Source organism: Mesorhizobium sp. M7A.F.Ca.US.010.02.1.1 (assembly GCF_004023085.1).
Taxonomy (GTDB): domain Bacteria; phylum Pseudomonadota; class Alphaproteobacteria; order Rhizobiales; family Rhizobiaceae; genus Mesorhizobium.
This window is the reverse complement of record NZ_RZRV01000001.1, coordinates 270,163-287,320: the sequence shown is the minus strand read 5'-3', so window position 1 is coordinate 287,320 and position 17,158 is coordinate 270,163. Positions and strand designations below refer to the sequence as shown.

Below are 17,158 nucleotides of genomic sequence, written 5' to 3'. Positions count from 1 at the left end.
TGGGCCGGAAACTTTTGGACCTAATGCCCGGGGTGCAGGGCGTCGTTGAGATACATGCAGGTCAACACGGCAAAGACGTAGGCCTGCAGGAAGGCGACCAGCAGTTCCAGTGCCGTCAGCGCCACCGCCATCGCCAGAGGCAGGATAGAGCCGGCGACGCCGACCGCGCCGAGCGCGCTCAGGCTGACCACGAAGCCGGAGAACACCTTCAGCGTGATGTGGCCGGCGAGCATGTTGGCGAACAGACGAACCGAGAGGCTGACCGGGCGCGACACGAAGGAGATCACTTCGATCAGCACCACCAGTGGCAGCAGGAAGATCGGCACGCCATGCGGCACGAACAGTTTCAGGAAGCCAAAACCATGCTTCATGAAGCCGTAGACGACCACGGTTGCGATCACCAGCACGGCAAGGCCGAAGGTGACGATGATGTGGCTGGTGACGGTGAAGAAATACGGGAACAGGCCAAGCAGATTGGCGACGAGCACGAACATGAACAGCGAGAACACGAGAGGGAAGAACTTCATGCCTTGCGTGCCGGCGGCATCGCGCAACATGTTGCCGACGAACTCGTAGGCCATCTCGGAGACCGACTGAAGCCGCCCGGGAACCAGGCTGCGGCTCGACGTCGTGAGAAACAGGAATCCAGCCGCGACGATCACGGTTGCGACCATGAACAGCGCCGAATTGGTGAAAGACAGGTCATAGCCGCCGATGTCGATCGGAATCAGCTTGTTGATATGGAACTGGTGGATCGGATCGACCTTGTCAGCTGCCACGTTCAAACCCCGTCAATGCCGCGTACGGCCTCGTTACCATTACCGCACATGAAGCGCGGTCATTTCTTGTCGTCTTGGTCACGGCGCGATTTATCGCCCTGTCCAAATTCTGCCACAACGCCGGCGGAACGCATCACATTGAGCACTCCGGCGCCAAAACCAAGCAGCAGAAACACGATCAGACCCCATGGCGATGTCCCCGCCAGACGGTCGATGATCCAGCCGATGCCGGCACCCACCACCACCCCGGCGATAAACTCGCTGGAGAGTTTGAGCGCCTGACCATAACCGGCCACACTGCCCGCTTTCGCGTCGTCTTTCCCCTCGAGCCGGCCCGGCCGCCTTGTCGCAAGCGAAGCTTCAAGGTCACGGCGGCGGCGCTCAAGATCGTCGTCGCGGATATCGGGTTCATGCTGATTGCCGCGGCCGGTTTTTCCGGTTCCGTCTGGCCCATTCTTGTCGGCCATCGCAACCCCCCTGCCCGGTCAGACCGTCACCGTCCGTCCGCTTCTAAAGTCGCCGGCAACATAGTTAGAGGGTTTGCGCCCGTCAAGCCACGGGCGGAAGTTCATTGCCATGTATTTTAGGCAATAAAATCAATCAATTAGAAAGGTGCGACATCGTGCCCGCCATGATGACGAGGATGCATGGCGCGAATCCCCTGCGCAATGGCTCTTCGATAGGCTGCGCGCCACATCAAAGATCAGCGGCTGCTCTGCACTCAGCTCCAGCCGCCGCCATAGGTCCGATAGAAGATATGCAGGCCGATCTTGGTCATCTTCTGCATTGTGCGCGCCCAGCCGGGATGGACATATTGGGCATAGTAGTGGGTCGACGATCCGACCTCCGGGATGAAGATCTTGCCGGCAGTGACGGCCATGGCGATCTCCTGGGCGGTCTTGTAGGCGGCTGGGCTATCGATGCGCTTCTTCCTGCCGTCGCAGGCGAAGGAGAACTGGCAGCGGTTGAACCAGCTGTCGTTCTGGTAGACGACGCCGCAGATCGAATTCGGATAGGTCGGATTGCGGACGCGGTTGAGGATGACCTGGGCGACAGCGGCCTGGCCGCGCACGGATTCGCTCCTCGCCTCGAAATAGATGCCGTTGGCAAGGCATGCCTGCTCCTTTTGGGAGAAGACACTGGCGGGCAGCGGGTTCTGGATCCACGAATGATCGCCCTTGGCCATCGGCGGAATGAAGCGGCCCTCATTGGGCTGCTCGTCCTGAAGGAGGGCTTCGAAGGGCGATGCCTTGGCATAATCAGGCTCGGACTGCGCGTAGGCGGTGGCCAGCACGTCCGGATGGTCGTTGTTGACCAGCGCTGCCAGCATGGCCGGCACGCCGGGATCCGGCTTCTTGTCCTCGCGCGCATGGAATGCCGCGGCGATCTGGATTTCCTTGCCTTTGATCTGCGGCTTGGCGAAAGCCATTTTCAGGCCGCTGTCCATGCTGGGCCGCAGCAAGGAGGAGGTGCGCTCGAAGATCGAGCCGGCGTTGAAGTTCTTCGGCGGTGCGACGGGAGACATCTGGACGATGCGCCCTTTCTTCTCGGCGCGCACGACGCGGTCCTCATCGGGCGTGCCGCTGACTTTGCCGCCCTTGCCGCGAAACGACACGTTGCCGACACCGGCCAGGTGGACACCCGATCCGGAGATGGAGCCGGTGACATCAGAATCGGCAAAGGGCATCTCGGCCGCATGGGTCGAGCCGGCGACGGATTTCTCGACATAGGAATTCCAGCGCGTGCTCGATGCTTCGAGGCCGGAAACCAGGCTCGTCATGTCCTGATAGGCGGCGACCGTCGGAAAGCCGATCCAGATGCCGAAACCGATGACGAGCGGAGCCAGAAAGCCACGTTTTCTCTCACCGGCGGCGGCAACCAGCCGCTTCAACACACGTCGATGCACGGAACACTCTCCAGGAACGCGACTGACCCCACTGGAGAGCAAAATGATGCATTAACCTTGATGGGACGTTAACGGCTTCGATCGGGTTTTCCCGGCCGACCCGAGGTCGTGGTTGCGAAGTCAGGCGATTTTGCGGCCGACTATTCAGGCCGGACGCAGGAAGATCGGCCGGGCGATCAGCGCGCAGATGGCGGCCGCCAGCCAGACGCCGGACCAGGACCAGAGGTGCAAGAGCCCCGGAATGGCCACCGGTACCAGAAAGAAGCCGACAAAAACAAAGGTGTTGGCAAGACTGAGCGCGGTCCCGACATGGCTGGCGCCGGCAAGGGTGGCAAGCTCGGTGTATGCGACGCCGTGCCAGGCGGAGACGGAGATGCCTGCGACAATAAGCACGACTGGAAGGACCGCCAAGCAGATGAGCTGGCCGCCCGGAACGGTTGGGCCGAACAGGACCAGCAGCCAAAGCATGGCGAAGGCAAGGGCGCTGAACGCGCTGCACAAGCGAAGAAATTGGCGGCGGTTGCCGTGACGGTCGGTGAAGCGGCCGCTCCAGATGCGCATGACCATGGCGCCGATCTGAACGGCGGCGAGGCTCGCGCTGATCGCCGCCGTTCCCAACCCAACGAAATCGTGCAGGAACACGGAGGCGAAGGTGAGCACGGCCACCTGCGGAAAGCAGAGCAGGCCGATGGCGGTCGCGATACGCCAAACATCGCGGTTGCGCAGCGGCGCCGGTCCGGCCACAGCCGAAGCGAGATGGCCCTCCCCCGCCGTCGGCGGCTCGTGCAGCCAGCGCCAGGCGAACAGGGCAGACAGAGCGGATGCGCCCGCCAGCACCCCGAACACCGCGCCAAAGCCGAAAGCCAGCGCAAGCGAGGGCAGCACGAGCGCGCCAAGGCCGCCGCCGAGCGGCACCGCCGTCTGCCTGATGCTCATTGCAAAGCCGCGCTCGTTTTCCCGGAACCAGCCCATGATGGCGCGGCCGCTCGAACCGTTGACGCTGCCGCCGAGCAGTCCGGTGATGAGCAGGCTCGCGGCGAGCAGCGTGACGCCGGGAGTACCGGCCTTTGTCGGCACAACCAGCATCGCCATGACCAGGAGCCACACCGCCGTCGCGCCGAGCCCGATCAGGAGCACGCGGCGATCGCCCCAGCGATCGGTGAGCAGGCCCCAGGGCAGTTCGCTGAGCGCGACCCCCAGCCCGAGAAGGCCGAGCGCCAGGCCGAGCTCGGCATTGCCCAGGTGATAGCCCTGGCGAAGAACGACCGCCGTCGCCGGGATGCCGGAGAACGTAGCCGAGAAGGCGGCATTGGCGGCGACGCCGATGCCCAGAACCTTCCAGCGATGGCCGGGCTTGAATACCCTTTCGGCGGAACCGGCTGCCGTATCTTCCAGGAGTTCTGACGGCTGCCGGTCGGTGCAATTGACAATGGCGGACATGACTTCATTTCCCGTGCTGGCCAGTGGTCCGGCCTTGACGATCTGTCCCTACCGCCATAATTTCATCCTGAAAATCAGGAAGTTTTGGACATACAATCCTGAAAATCGGGACTTCACACATGCGACGCGTAACTTTCGACCTCGACGTCCTGCGCAGTTTCGTCACCGGTATGGAGCTGGGTAGCTTTGCCAAGGCCGCTGACCGGCTTGGCCGGTCGACGTCGGCGGTCAGCGCGCAATTGAAGAAACTGGAAGAACAGGCAGCGACGCCGATCTTCCGCAAATCAGGACGCGGCCTCGCTTTGACCGAGGCCGGCGAGACCATGCTCGGCTATGCGCGCCGGCTGATCGAATTGAATGACGAGGCGGCATCCGCCATCCATGATGTCGAGTTGGAAGGCTGGGTACGGCTCGGCTTGCAGGAAGATTTCGGCGAGGCGGTGCTGCCGGACGTGCTCGGCCGATTTGCCCGGGCGCACCCCAAGGTGAAGATCGAAGCCAGGATCGCACGCAGCCACGACCTTGCCGAAAGGGTCATGTCAGGCAGTCTCGACATCGCGCTCGCCTGGCACTGCGGCGAAACGCTGCCCTACAGCCAGCATGTCGCCGATGTGCCGATGCGTTGGATCGGGCCGGCAAAGCGCATCGAGACCAGCCTGCGGCACGGCGAGCCGTTGCCGCTGGTGGCGCTCGAAGCGCCATGCCTTCTGCGCACGGTGGCAACCGAAACGCTCGACCGCGCCGGGCTGTCGTGGCGGATGGCCTTTTCCAGCCCGAGCCTTGGCGGCATCTGGGCAGCTGTGGCGGCGGGACTGGGGCTGACGATCCGCACCGACATCGGCCTGCCGGCCAGCGTCAGCGCAATGACGCCGGAGATCGCCGGGCTGCCGGCATTGCCCAAAATGGCGTTGGTGCTGCACCAGAAGGATGCTGAACTGGATCCGGTGGCAGCGCGGCTGGCCGACATATTGTTGCAGGCGGCGTTGCAGGCGCTGCCACGGGACGAGCGGTTGAAGGAGGTCGCTTAGACAGCCGGAACAGGTATCCAGCGTCGCGTTCCTTCACACCCCCCACTCTGGCCTGCCGGACATCTCTCCCGCAAGGGGGAGATTGGATGTCGCGAGTGCTCTCGCGAATCTTCAACGTTGCAAGAAAGGCGCCGTCAGAACGAACTGCTGATCTCCCTGCTTGCGGGGGAGATGGCCGGCAGGCCAGAGGGGGGTGCTGTCCCGCCAACGTTGCGGAGAATTCCCGCGAGCAAAGGGGCTCATTCGAGCCCGACCGCTTATTTGCGCTTGTTGGACCTGCCGGCGAATGGATTGTCCGACCTGCGCAGCGCGATGCGGATCGGTACGCCGGGCATGTCGAAGGCTTCGCGCAGGCTGTTGGAGAGATAGCGGACATAGGATTGCGGCATCGCATCGGGCCGCGAGCACTGGACAACGAAACCCGGCGGCCGGGTCTTGGCCTGGGTGACGTATTTGACCTTCAGCCGGCGCCCGGCCACGGCAGGCGGCGGATGGTGTGCCAGGATGCCTTCCAGCCAACGGTTGAGCTTGCCGGTCGAGACGCGGCTGTTCCACACCTTGTGCGTCCTGATGACGGCATCCATCAGCTTGTCGAGGCCGCGCCCGGTCTCGCCGGAGACAGGGACGGCCTGGAGGCCGCGCGCCTGGGGAAGAAGCCGTTCCGTCTTCTCGCGCAGTTCGGCCAGAAGCTCCTGGGGATGGTCGATCAGATCCCATTTGTTGAAGGCGATCACCGGCGCCCGGCCTTCCCTGATGATCAGGTCGGCGATCTGCAGATCCTGCTTCTCGAAGGGGATGGTGGCGTCGAGGACGATGATGACGATCTCGGCAAACCGGATGGCGCGCAGGCCGTCCTGCACCGACATCACTTCCAGCTTTTCGTGGATCCTGGCCTTGCGGCGCATGCCGGCCGTGTCGAACAGTTTCAGGCGGCGGCCATGCCAATCCCAATCGACCGAGATCGAATCGCGGGTAATGCCGGCTTCCGGTCCGGTGAGCAGCCGCTCTTCGCCGATCAGCGCGTTGATCAGCGTCGACTTGCCGGCATTGGGACGGCCGACAACGGCGATGCGCATCGGTTTGGTGTCGTCATAGGCATGCTCGGCATCCGGATCGACGATATCCTCGCCGATCAGCACCTCGCCGGCAGCGACGTCTTCGTCTTCGCCATCTTCTTCTTCGCCGAAGGCGCGCGCTTCGCCGAGCGCGCCGATCACGGCGTCGCGCAAATCGGGCATGCCCTGGCCATGCTCGGCCGAAACCGGGATCGGCTCGCCAAGGCCGAGCTCCCAGGCTTCCAGCATGCCGCCCTGGGCGCCCTTCGCCTCGGCCTTGTTGGCGACCAGCACGACCGGCTTGCCGGACTTGCGCACGATCTCGGCGAAGGTCCTGTCGTCAGGCAACAGACCGGACTTGGCGTCGATGGTGAAGAAGATCAGGTCGGCTTCGCGGATGGCGATCTCGGTCTGCGCACGCATGCGGCCGGGCAAGGTCGAGGCGCCAGCGTCCTCGAAGCCGGCGGTGTCGATGACATCGAAATGCAGGTCGTAGAGCTTGGCGGCATGGACGCGACGGTCGCGGGTGACGCCCGGCGTGTCGTCGACGAGCGCCAGCTTCCTTCCCACCAGCCGATTGAAAAGAGTCGATTTGCCGACGTTAGGTCTGCCGATGATGGCGACTTTGAAGGTCACGACGCACTGCCCGACCCGCGGATCAGCTCGGACATCAATGTTGCGCGCTCGCGGGTGTTGCGCGGGGCGCCGTCATCGGCGGCGATCTGGTCGAACAGTTTCAGCGCATCCTGCGTCTTGCCTTCCTTCCAGGCGGAAAGGCCGAGTGCCTCGCGCGCCGTGTGGCGCAGCGTGTTGGTGTCGGATGTGAGCGCTTCGACACGGCTGGAGACGTCGGCAAAGGAGCCGTGGTCGACAAGCAGCAGTGCTGCCCGCAGGCGCGCCATGTCGCGAATGCCCTGGGGAATGGCCGTATCGGCGGCGACTTCGTCGAAATCCTTGACGGCGGCGGGGACGTCACCCTTGTTCGCCTTGACGGTCGCGCCGCGCATGCGGGCGAGCAATGGATAAGCGCCGTAGCCATCCTTCTCCAACTGATCGAGCGCGGTCAGCGCCTCATCGTTCTTGCCGTCATTGGCGAGCTTCAGCGCCTGCGAGAACGCATCGCCCGAGCGGTTGGCGCGCGTCTCGTCCCAATAGCGGTAGCCGACGAAGGCGGCGGTGCCGAGCACCACGAGGATCGCAACGACAATCAGAGCGGGGCCAAAACGGTCCCACAGCGCCTGCGCCTGTTCGCGACGGATCTCGTCGTTGACTTCACGGATGAAACTGTCGTCGGACATCAAATCAAACCATTCCTGCCCCGTCGGGCCTTTGTCAGCCCGCGTTTTAGCGAAATTTTGCCGGCATGGAAGGGGTTCAACCGGAAAATCGCCTATTGTCCGGGGCAAACGGATGTTTGCCCCGGACAAGCAGCCGAAAAGGCTCATCGCACCCACGCCACATTTAGGCGATAGCCGGCGTGCAGACGTTCCCCGAGTGAAGATCAGATTGCCTATGCTTCGTCCGTTCCGCGTTGTTGCGTTTTCGCTTGCCGCGCTCACCACTGGTGGCGGGGCTTTGGCCGATCCGCCGGTGCCGGCAAAGCCGAAACAGGTCGTCATCATCTCATTCGACAGCGCCCGCGATATTTCGCAATGGAAACGCAGCCGGGCATTGGCTGAGCGCACCGGCGCGCATTTCACCTATTTTCTGTCCTGCGTCTTCCTGCTGTCGACGGAGACGCGCAAGGAGTACACCGCACCCGGCAAAAGCGCCGGCAAATCCAACATCGGCTTTGCCGCCTCCAAGCAGGAAGTCACCGAGCGGCTCGAACAGATCGGCCTTGCCGCGCATGAAGGCCACGACATCGCCAGCCATGGCTGCGGCCATTTCGACGGCAAGGACTGGAGCAAGGCGGACTGGCTGAAAGAGTTCAGTTCGTTCGAGCACATTCTCGAAAACGCCTATGCGATCAACGGCATTGCACCCGAACCACAGGGCTGGCGCGATTTCGCGCGGCATGCGGTGGTCGGCTTTCGCGCGCCGTACCTGTCGACCAGCAAGGCGCTTTACGAAGCGCTGCCGGCGGCCGGATATCAATTCGATGCCAGCGGCGTCTCGCAAGGCCCTGCCCGACCGACGTCCAGCAACGGCATCATGCACTTTTCCCTGCCTCAGATTCCCGAAGGACCGAAGTCGCGGCCGGTGATTGCCATGGACTACAATCTCTATGTCAGGCATTCCGGCGGCTTCGAGCGGCCAAGCCAAGCGGGCGAGTTCGCCAACCGGACCTATGCTGCCTTCCGCGCCGCCTTCGACAGGCAGTATGCGGGAAAACGCATTCCGCTGGAACTCGGCTTCCACTTCGCGCTGATGAATGACGGCGCCTACTGGAACGCGCTGGAGCGCTTTGCCGGCGACGTCTGCGTCAAGGCGGATGTCGAATGCATCAGTTTTCGCGAGTATGTTTCGCGCCAGGATGCTGGCCAAAGGCAGGTCTCGGTCGGCGGCTGAGCCGCCAACCCGGTTCGATTTCCAACCTCGGTCTTTAGGCTGGGTCCTCGGCGCCCTGCCTTGCCAGATAGCGCTGGTCGATTTCAGGCAGCGGCTCGCCTTGGAGCGTCGCCTCGAAGGCGCGCAGGCGCTTGTGGACCGATTGCAGCTCGACGATGGTCGACCAGGAGGTGAGCAGAAACTGCAGCGAACCGGTCACCTTGCCGAACGCGTTCGAAATCTGGTTCAGCGCGCCGAACGTTATCTTGTGCGCCACCAGCGAGGGACCGAGGATCAGCAGCGAGAAAATGTTGTCGGCCTGCAGGTAGGTGTAACGGACGACGTTGAAATAGATGTAGTGAAAATAGAGCCTGAAATAATTGTGACGAACATTCTCGAACAGCTCGGCAGTGGTGGCCGGCTGGGCCCGGTCCGCATGATCCTCGCCGTAGACGAGTTCCTTGCGGTAGGCGGCTTCGACACGCTGGTTGCGGAACTGCAGCCCTGGAAGCTTCAAACCGGCAACCATGACCGAGATCGTCCCGAACAGACACCAGGCAAGGGCCGCGACAACCAATGGCTGCGGGATCGCGCCGATAATCGGCAACTCGGTGATATGGGCCTGCAACTGAATCATGACCGGCAGGAATGCGATCAACGTCATGATCGACTGGACGAAGCTGGAGCCGAGATCTTCCATGATCTGCGAGAACCGCATCGTGTCTTCCTGGATACGCTGCGAGGCACCCTCGATATGGCGCAGCCTGCCCCAGTTCTCGACGAAGTAGTTGTTCATCGCCGTGCGCCAACGGAAGATCCAGTGACTGACGATGAAGGCATTGACCACCTGCACATTCATGCCGACCAGCGCCAGCCACGAAAAATCGGCCAATCCGATATAAAATTCGCTGTTGGTAGACTTTCCAGTCCCCGACATCAGGCCCTGCACATAGTCGAAGAAAGGCCCATACCAGGCGTTGACGGCGACACTGACCTGCACATTGAAATAGATGAAGAACAGAATGACCGCGGTCATCAGGATCGACCAGCGCTGCCATGGATGCGGCGAATACCAACTCCAGAATGCATAGAAGACGAGCACGCAGAACGCGAAATAGAGATAGAACCAGAGGAACGGCTTCGATACGAGGATGGCGATGCCGATGAGGGGCGGCGCGCCGGCCGCGGCGGGCGGCAATCCGAAAACCGCACCCAATTGTTCACCACCGAAGAACCAGAACAGGATCGCCGCAAGGCTCCAGATGGCGGCCGAAGTGAAAAAGAGCTTCGGCTGCGGGAAAAAGGATACGAACACTGTGGCGAATTCCTCGATCTAGGCGCAAATCAGCTGACGACAGCGGGCATAAAGTCACACATTAGTGGGAAAGAAAATGCCCGTGCCCGATGCCCGGCACAGCAAGCCCACAATCATGGCGATTTTGGCGCAGCCGACCAGGTGATGGCGCCCGAGACGACCAGCATGGTTGCGGCGGTGATCGAGGCGAGGAAGAAATCGCCGGACATTTGCGCCAGAAATCCGGCTGCGACCGGACCGATGATCTGGCCAAGGCCGAACGCAGCCGTCATCAGGGCAAAGATCCGCCGCGGCGCCTCTGGCGCCTGCTGCCGGGCGGCTTGCAGGCCAAAGGCGGTAATGGCAATGAAGGTGCCGCCGAGCAGCACGCCGGCAAGCAGCGGCCCGGTGGCTCCGCCGATGGCGACGCTGGCGGTGACGCCGGCAACTTCGATGAAGCACGCCAGCGCATAGGCGGCATAGAGGCCGGTCCGGGCCGCGATCTTCTGCCAGAGCCAGACGGAGGGAAAGCCCGCAAGACCGGCGACCATCCACACCATGGCCTCGAAGATGCGGCTGCCGCCGCCTTGCCGAACGATGGCGACCAGGAATGTCGCCGTCACCACATAGCCAAAGCCGAACAGGCCGTAGGCGATGATGACCTTGACCAACGACCGGTCCATCCGCAGTGCCGGCTCGCGGGTGACTTCGCCGTTGCCGAGCGGACCCTCATTGACCAACAGAGCGACGAGGACGAAACCACAGGCCGAAATCGTCGCCGACCACAGCCAGCCTGCCGCCCAGCCCGAATGCTCGGCGACCAGCACCGCCATCATCGCCGCCGATGCCGCTATGCCGAGCCCGACGCCGCCGAAATGCCAGGCCTGCAGGTCGTTGCGACCGGCAGCCGCGATATGGCTGAACACGATGCTGGCCATGAACACCATGACGAAGGCGCTGGCCAGACCGGCCAGAAAGCGGATGGCGAGAAAGGCCGCCATCGCTTCGGTCAGCCCCATCAGCGCGGCAAGGACCGCACTGGCGCCAAGCCCCGCCAGCATCAGCAGGCGCTCGCGCCCATGCGCCCAGCCGCCCGCCGCTGCCAACGCGCCGACGAGGTAGCCGAGATAATTGGCCGACGCGATCCAGCCGGCATCGGCAGGCGACAGATGCAGTTCCTGCATCATCCCGGGCAGGATCGGCGTGTAGACGAAACGGCCGATGCCCATGGCAATCGCCATGGCAATCATGCCGGCGAGAGCGAACCGCAGCGCTGTCGAGGTGGCTGATGTCATTGCACTGCACAATAAGTGCAGGGATCGCTGAAACAATCGCCATCTGTTGGGCCAGTGCGTACGCGGGACGTGCTCGCCTCGACTTTCCTCGAGCCGGAACGCTTGGCACCTGCTCAGCAGCGACCGCCGGCGCATAGTGGAACCGTCTCGTGCACTGTCCGCCGTGCCGTCAGCCTGAACGGCACATCGCCCAGTTCGCGCTCCGACATGGTGTTCAGCACCGGATGCGAAAGCGGATCGATCAGCCATCTCTGCGTTTCGCTGTCCTGGCGCGGCTCATGCGAAGTAGTCGCAGCGAAAAAGACCCTCAGCGATGACGACAAGATCCTCAGCATTTCCGGCTCCACGGGTCTGTCTCTCCCGACAAAATCTGCCGTTTAGACATGCCTTTCAATTGAGATTTCAGCCGGATCAGTTTAGAAAAACTCAATGGCCATGCTCAACCGCGTCCATCTCAACGGCCTCCGCGCCGTCGAAACCGTTGCCCGGCTCGGATCGCTGGCGGCGGCGGCCGGTGAACTCAACGTTTCCGTCAGCGCCGTCAGCCAGCAGATAAGCCGTACCGAAAAACAGCTCGGCCAGGCGCTGTTCGAGCGAACGGCGAGCGGTCTGGTGCTGACTGAGTTCGGCACCGTCTTCGCGGCCCGCCTTGGTGCTGGATTTCGTGAGCTTTCCCAGGCCGTGGCGCTGGCCGACGAGGCTACGCAATGCACATTGGTGGTTTCGGTGGCGCCGGCCTTTGCCTCGAAGTGGCTGTTGCCCAGACTATCTCGCCACTTCGACCGGCATCCCAACGTGCTGCTGCGCATCGACGCTTCGGTGCGGCTGGCCAATCTCGATCACTCGGACATCGACATCGCCATCCGGCTCGGCGACGGCAAATGGCCGGGCGGGCGCACGGAACTGCTCCTGGCGCAGGAAGTCTTCCCGGTCTGCGCGCCGGCGATCGCCCAAAAACTGAAATCGATCGAGGACCTTGCCCAGACCTGCGCGATTACCGACGAGCGGGCGATGATCAACTGGGAAAGCTGGTTCGAAACGGCCGGTGTCCCACCTGTCACCTTCCTCAAGGGTGCGCGTTTCACCGACCCGATGCTGTGCCTGGAGTCGGCGATTGCCGGCCATGGCGTGATGCTGGGCTGGCAATTGCTCGCCGCGGATGCGCTGGCCGACGGGCGGCTGGTGGCGCCTTTCGGAATCCGCGCCCAGAGCGGGCTCGGCTATTGGCTGGTGACCTCGTCCGTCAAGGCGGAAAGCCGCAAGGTCCGGGATTTCAAGCTCTGGATCAGGGAAGAGATCGAGGCAACCATGGCGCGGTTCGGGTCCGCGAACGCAGAACCCACCGTCGCGATCGCGGTGGAAAGGACGGAGGCACCGAGCTATGTAGAGTCGGACATCAAACTACGACAGGCAGGATCATGACCACACATTCGCGCGGCGTTTCCGCATCGATCGACCCGGTGAAGCTCGACAGGCTGGCGGAAGTCGCCATCAAGGTCGGGCTGCAATTGCAGCCAGGCCAGGATCTGGTGTTGACTTCGTCGATCGCGGCACTGCCGTTGACCAGGCGGATCGTCGAGCATGCCTACAAGGCCGGCGCCGGGCTGGTGACGCCAATCTTCAACGATGACGAGATGATGCTGGCCCGCTACCGTTTCGGCGCCGACGCGAGCTTCGACCGCGCCGCCGGCTGGCTTTATGAGGGCATGGCGAAAGCCTTTGCCAACAATGCGGCCAGGCTTGCCGTGCGCGGCGAGGATCCATCGCTGTTGTCGGCTCAGGATCCGGCGAAGGTGGCGCGCGCCAACAAGGCGAATTCGATGGCGTATCAGCCGGCGCTGGAAAAGATCACCGGCTTCGACATCAACTGGAACATCGTCGCCTATCCGGACCTCGCCTGGGCCAGACAGGTCTTCCCCGGCGATGCCGACGACGTTGCCGTGGTGAAGCTTGCCGATGCCATCTTCGCCGCCTCGCGGGTCGATGTGGAGGACCCGATCGGCAACTGGAAAGCGCACAACGCAGCGCTGCGCAGCCGCACCGAATGGCTCAACGGCCATAATTTCCATGCGCTGCATTTCACCGGGCCAGGCACCGACCTGACCGTTGGGCTGGCGGACGGCCATGAATGGATGGGCGGCGCCTCGACCGCCAAGAACGGCATCACCTGCAACCCCAACATCCCGACCGAGGAGGTCTTCACCACGCCGCACGCAAGGCGGGTCGAGGGTCATGTTTCCTCGACCAAGCCGCTGTCCTACCAGGGCACGCTGATCGACGACATTTCGGTGCGTTTCGAAGAAGGCAGGATCGTCGAGGCCAAGGCATCGAAGGGCGAGGACGTGCTGAAGAAGGTGCTCGATACGGATGAGGGCGCGCGCCGCCTCGGCGAGGTGGCGCTGGTGCCACATTCCTCGCCGATCTCGGCGAGCGGGCTGTTGTTCTTCAACACGCTGTTCGATGAGAACGCCGCCTGCCACATCGCGCTCGGCCAGTGCTATTCGAAGTGCTTCGTCGACGGCGCCTCGCTCAGCCAGGACGAGATCGCGGCGCGCGGCGGCAACAAGAGTTTAATCCACATCGACTGGATGATCGGCTCGGACAAGATCGACATCGATGGCGTTCACAAGGACGGCGCCCGCGTGCCCGTCATGCGCAAGGGCGAGTGGGCCTGACCCGCTTACGGAGGGTCCGATGGCCTTCGACCTAGCGGTCAAGCGTATCTACGAGCCACCCGCGCCCGATGACGGGCAACGGGTTCTGGTCGACCGAATCTGGCCACGCGGCGTCAGCAAGGAGGACGCCGCGCTGGCGCTGTGGCTGAAGGACATCGCGCCGAGCGACGATCTGCGCAAATGGTTCGGCCATGAGGCGGCGCGCTGGGCTGAGTTTCAGAAGCAGTACCGAGTTGAGTTGGACGGGAATGAAGATGCGGTGGGTGAATTGCGCGGCCTGCTTCGCCACGGCAAGGTGACACTGCTCTACGGCGCGCATGATGAGAAGCACAACAATGCGGTGGCGCTGGCGGCATTTCTCAGAAAGACGGATTGAAGGGCGCCCACAATCTGTAAGGTCGGCGATTGGCCAATCTCCCCCCTTGCGGGGGAGATGCCCGGCAGGGCAGAGGGGGGTGCTGTCCCGCCGACCTGTCAGCCAATCACCGGCCAAATTCTGAGACGAACAGTCAAAGGGTGGCGATCCTTCACACCCCCCTCTGGCCTGCCGGCCATCCCCCGCAAGGGGGGAGATTGGCAGCGTCGCCTTCTCGCTACGCTACTTCACCGCCGCCTGATAAACATCAGCCTTGAACCCCACCAGAATCCGATCACCGACCTCCAGCACCGGCCGCTTGATCACGGTCGGCTTGGCCAGCATCAACGCCTTGGCCTTCTTTTCATCCAGGCCCTGCTTGTCCTTTTCCGCCAGTTCGCGAAACGTCGTACTCGCCTTGTTGAGCAGCTTTTCCCAGCCGACCTTGCCAACCCAGCCGTCAAGACGCTTGGCGTCCAGCCCCTCTGCCCTGAAATCGTGAAAACGGTAGGAAACATCATGGCCCTCCAGCCAGACGCGCGCCTTCTTGACGGTGTCGCAGGTGGTGATGCCGTAGATGATGATCGTCAAAACAGCGGCCCTTCCGATTTCGAATCTGACCGCAGATTAAGGACGCTCTGCGCGCTTTGCCAGCGGTCGCACCGGTGTCCCAGTGTTTTTGGGCTTGTCAACACTAAGGAATTTTCCTAAGTATTTTCGAGCCGCTTTCGACGACACCCGGGATGACCAATGACAAGCCTTCAGACCACAACTCCGAGCCGTCCACCGATCGACGGCATCTTTCGCGCACTGTCCGATCCGACGCGGCGACGCGTGGTGGAGCGGCTGAACCGCAGCCCTGCCTCGGTCAGCGAGCTTGCCCAACCGTTCGACATGGCCCTGCCCTCCTTCATCGAACATCTCAAAATCCTCGAAGGTTGCGGGCTGGTGCGCTCGCAAAAGACCGGCCGGGTCAGGACCTATCAACTGGCACCCGAGCCGCTGAAGCTTGCCGAAAACTGGCTGGCCGAACAGCGCACGCTGTGGGAGCGCCGCCTCGACCAGTTCGAAGCCTATGTGATGACCCTCCAGGAGACAGAAAAATGATCTATCCCCTCAAGCCGGATCCCAGGCTGGACCTCGTGCTGGAGCGCGTCATCGATGCGCCGCGCGAATTGCTGTGGCGCGCCTTGACGACGCCTGAGCATGTCAAGCAATGGTTCACGCCTAGGCCTTGGATGATCACCGACTGCGAGATCGACCTCAGGCCGGGCGGTCTGTTCCGGACGCGCATGCAGTCGCCCGACGGCAATGAGGTCAACGACCGCCATTGCTGCTATCTCGAAATCGTGCCGAACGAGCGGCTGGTGTGGACGGATGCATTGTTGCCGGGTTACCGGCCGTCAGGGGAACCCTTCATCACCGCTGTCATTTCCTTGCAGCCGGACGGCAAGGGCACGCGCTACACCGCCACCGCCATCCATGGCGACGAGGCGACCCGCAACAACCATGAAGAGATGGGTTTCTTCGACGGCTGGGGCACGGTGGCCGATCAGCTTGCGCAGTACGTGAAGACCATTTGAGCCTCTCACATGGCGGCCTGGGACATCGTCCCGGCCGCCATGCTTATTTTTCAACCTTCAGCGACGAGACCGAGCTCCCGCAAGCCGATGGTATTTCACGGCCTCAATAATAGAAGCGCTCTTCGGTGATCTTGCCGTTTTTGACCGTGTAGAGGCCAACTTCATCCATGGTGACACGCTCGCCGGTAGCCTTGGGCGTTATGTCGAACTTGAAGCGCACCGCGAACTGGTCTCCGTTGACGTAGGGGCCCTCGACCGAGCCGCCATGCACTTCATTGTTCTCCTGCCACCATTGGCCCTTCTGCCTGAGCGCCTCCTTGCCATGGGAGATGGCCATCGGCCCCGCCATGGCTTCGAGACTGATTATATCATCGGCGTTGTACTTCTCGGCAGCAGCTTCGTTATCGCCCTGCTTGAGCAGCTCGGTGAAATCCTTGGCAATTTCCGCGATGGTCATTTGTATTCCTCCTGTCAGACGCACTGCAAATGGGGAACAGCTTGCTGGCCTCCATCGTCGGAACGTGCGGTAGCTGACAATCCGTGTCAGGACGGATCGCCCAGCTTGCGAACTACGATGCCAACGGCAAAGGCCAACGATCCAGGAAGAGGTATTTTGTCAGGCCGCGCAGGCTGTGAACAAAGATGAAGTCATGGGCAACGAAGCTGATCGGTTCGATGGGCTGCCGAGAGATGAACTTTTGATCGTAGGCAAGTGTCAGATGCGGAACGAAATGATCCGACGCTTTGAGCCCATTCCTGAGCATCTCGACACCAAGCAATTTGTGAAGTTCAAAAACCGGTCCATCATCGGCGAGAAGCACAAATGGGCGATGAGGTGGCCTGCCCCTTGTTGCCGGGCGACCGGGAAAGCTGCCGACGTGGCCAAACGTGACCTCGAAAGCAGGCATGTGGACACGCTGACCCGATCGAGATCCCGCAAAGACGGTCTTGGACCGCAGCCGCTTGTAGTCGCCGGCATGTTGCAGGCTCAGATGGAACCGTTCAGCCGACAGCAGCGATTCACCGACTTCATGTCGATGACAAAGCTGCGTCTGCAGATTGGCGAATGAACCATAGTCCTTCGGCTGCAAGAACAACCCGAAGAAGGCACGATCCGGCCGCTTCGGTTGCCACGGAGGCTCTGGTATGCCGAAATCGAATTCACCTTGCCGATACATACCCATACGCCCGGCGAAGAACGCTCCTGTTTCTCATCTACGGTTAGAACAAAACAGGAACAATCCTTGGAGTCAAGCGT

At 62.3% G+C, this 17,158-nt stretch carries 19 protein-coding genes; 7 read left to right on the top strand and 12 right to left on the bottom strand.

From position 1 onward, the window contains the following. Positions 1–20: 20 nt before the first annotated feature. From EOA19_RS01340 to EOA19_RS01325, 4 genes are all read right to left on the bottom strand, one after another. Positions 21–779, bottom strand: a complete 759-nt coding sequence (locus tag EOA19_RS01340) for a F0F1 ATP synthase subunit A (protein WP_128302469.1) — start codon at positions 777–779, stop codon at positions 21–23. Between the two features lie 59 nt (positions 780–838). Further along, the gene (locus EOA19_RS01335; protein ID WP_023808678.1) at positions 839–1,246 is read right to left on the bottom strand and encodes an AtpZ/AtpI family protein; all 408 of its coding nucleotides are present in this window, start codon (positions 1,244–1,246) and stop codon (positions 839–841) included. A 254-nt stretch (positions 1,247–1,500) separates the two neighbouring features. Further along, positions 1,501–2,685, bottom strand: a complete 1,185-nt coding sequence (locus EOA19_RS01330) for a cell wall hydrolase (protein ID WP_023808679.1) — start codon at positions 2,683–2,685, stop codon at positions 1,501–1,503. 144 nt (positions 2,686–2,829) lie between these two features. Next, entirely contained in the window at positions 2,830–4,125 is a 1,296-nt protein-coding gene (locus EOA19_RS01325) for an MFS transporter (protein ID WP_128302468.1), read from the bottom strand. Positions 4,126–4,244: 119 nt separating this feature from the next. Here EOA19_RS01325 and EOA19_RS01320 point away from each other — a divergent pair, with 119 nt between their 5' ends. Next, the gene (locus EOA19_RS01320; RefSeq protein WP_023808681.1) at positions 4,245–5,153 is read left to right on the top strand and encodes a LysR substrate-binding domain-containing protein; all 909 of its coding nucleotides are present in this window, start codon (positions 4,245–4,247) and stop codon (positions 5,151–5,153) included. 257 nt (positions 5,154–5,410) lie between these two features. On the opposite strand, the gene der is transcribed toward EOA19_RS01320, so the two are convergent. Both der and EOA19_RS01305 read right to left on the bottom strand, forming a co-directional pair. Continuing rightward, entirely contained in the window at positions 5,411–6,844 is a 1,434-nt protein-coding gene (gene der / locus EOA19_RS01310; protein ID WP_128302467.1) for a ribosome biogenesis GTPase Der, read from the bottom strand. Beyond that, the gene (locus EOA19_RS01305; RefSeq protein ID WP_023808683.1) at positions 6,841–7,506 is read right to left on the bottom strand and encodes a tetratricopeptide repeat protein; all 666 of its coding nucleotides are present in this window, start codon (positions 7,504–7,506) and stop codon (positions 6,841–6,843) included. Before EOA19_RS01305 ends, der begins: the two co-directional genes overlap by 4 nt. A gap of 214 nt (positions 7,507–7,720) precedes the next feature. Here EOA19_RS01305 and EOA19_RS01300 point away from each other — a divergent pair, with 214 nt between their 5' ends. Then, positions 7,721–8,719, top strand: a complete 999-nt coding sequence (locus EOA19_RS01300; RefSeq protein WP_128302528.1) for a polysaccharide deacetylase family protein — start codon at positions 7,721–7,723, stop codon at positions 8,717–8,719. Positions 8,720–8,753: 34 nt separating this feature from the next. Here the strand turns inward: EOA19_RS01300 and sbmA are convergent, their stop codons facing one another. The 3 genes from sbmA to EOA19_RS01285 all read right to left on the bottom strand — a co-directional run bounded on the left by sbmA (position 8,754) and on the right by EOA19_RS01285 (position 11,622). Next, on the bottom strand, positions 8,754–10,013 hold the full coding sequence (gene sbmA / locus EOA19_RS01295) for a peptide antibiotic transporter SbmA (RefSeq protein WP_128302466.1): 1,260 nt from the start codon (positions 10,011–10,013) through the stop codon (positions 8,754–8,756). Positions 10,014–10,126: 113 nt separating this feature from the next. After that, positions 10,127–11,287 carry a YbfB/YjiJ family MFS transporter gene (locus tag EOA19_RS01290; RefSeq protein WP_128302465.1) on the bottom strand — a complete coding sequence of 387 codons (1,161 nt, stop codon included), beginning with the start codon at positions 11,285–11,287 and terminating at the stop codon, positions 10,127–10,129. A gap of 113 nt (positions 11,288–11,400) precedes the next feature. After that, complete coding sequence (locus EOA19_RS01285) at positions 11,401–11,622, bottom strand: hypothetical protein (RefSeq protein WP_128302464.1); 222 nt, start codon at positions 11,620–11,622, stop codon at positions 11,401–11,403. 94 nt (positions 11,623–11,716) lie between these two features. Here EOA19_RS01285 and EOA19_RS01280 point away from each other — a divergent pair, with 94 nt between their 5' ends. Genes EOA19_RS01280 through EOA19_RS01270 form a run of 3 tightly spaced genes read left to right on the top strand, consistent with a single transcriptional unit; the run spans position 11,717 to position 14,338 of the window. Beyond that, on the top strand, positions 11,717–12,709 hold the full coding sequence (locus tag EOA19_RS01280) for a LysR substrate-binding domain-containing protein (protein WP_128302463.1): 993 nt from the start codon (positions 11,717–11,719) through the stop codon (positions 12,707–12,709). After that, positions 12,706–13,962, top strand: a complete 1,257-nt coding sequence (locus tag EOA19_RS01275) for an aminopeptidase (RefSeq protein ID WP_128302462.1) — start codon at positions 12,706–12,708, stop codon at positions 13,960–13,962. The genes EOA19_RS01280 and EOA19_RS01275 overlap by 4 nt, the downstream gene beginning before the upstream one ends. Before the next feature lie 19 nt (positions 13,963–13,981). Continuing rightward, positions 13,982–14,338, top strand: a complete 357-nt coding sequence (locus tag EOA19_RS01270; protein ID WP_128302461.1) for a DUF488 domain-containing protein — start codon at positions 13,982–13,984, stop codon at positions 14,336–14,338. 222 nt (positions 14,339–14,560) lie between these two features. Here EOA19_RS01270 and EOA19_RS01265 read toward each other — a convergent pair whose 3' ends face one another. Next, positions 14,561–14,908 carry an ArsC family reductase gene (locus EOA19_RS01265; RefSeq protein WP_023808691.1) on the bottom strand — a complete coding sequence of 116 codons (348 nt, stop codon included), beginning with the start codon at positions 14,906–14,908 and terminating at the stop codon, positions 14,561–14,563. A gap of 159 nt (positions 14,909–15,067) precedes the next feature. On the opposite strand from EOA19_RS01265, the gene EOA19_RS01260 reads away from it, so the two are divergent. Both EOA19_RS01260 and EOA19_RS01255 read left to right on the top strand, forming a co-directional pair. Beyond that, positions 15,068–15,424: a metalloregulator ArsR/SmtB family transcription factor gene (locus tag EOA19_RS01260; RefSeq protein WP_128302460.1), complete on the top strand. Its 357-nt coding sequence runs from the start codon at positions 15,068–15,070 to the stop codon at positions 15,422–15,424. Then, complete coding sequence (locus tag EOA19_RS01255; RefSeq protein ID WP_023808693.1) at positions 15,421–15,900, top strand: SRPBCC family protein; 480 nt, start codon at positions 15,421–15,423, stop codon at positions 15,898–15,900. The genes EOA19_RS01260 and EOA19_RS01255 overlap by 4 nt, the downstream gene beginning before the upstream one ends. Positions 15,901–16,003: 103 nt before the next feature. Here EOA19_RS01255 and EOA19_RS01250 read toward each other — a convergent pair whose 3' ends face one another. Continuing rightward, the gene (locus tag EOA19_RS01250) at positions 16,004–16,357 is read right to left on the bottom strand and encodes a nuclear transport factor 2 family protein (protein ID WP_023808694.1); all 354 of its coding nucleotides are present in this window, start codon (positions 16,355–16,357) and stop codon (positions 16,004–16,006) included. Positions 16,358–16,469: 112 nt separating this feature from the next. Beyond that, on the bottom strand, positions 16,470–17,078 hold the full coding sequence (locus EOA19_RS01245) for a 2'-5' RNA ligase (RefSeq protein ID WP_128302459.1): 609 nt from the start codon (positions 17,076–17,078) through the stop codon (positions 16,470–16,472). Positions 17,079–17,158: the final 80 nt, after the last annotated feature.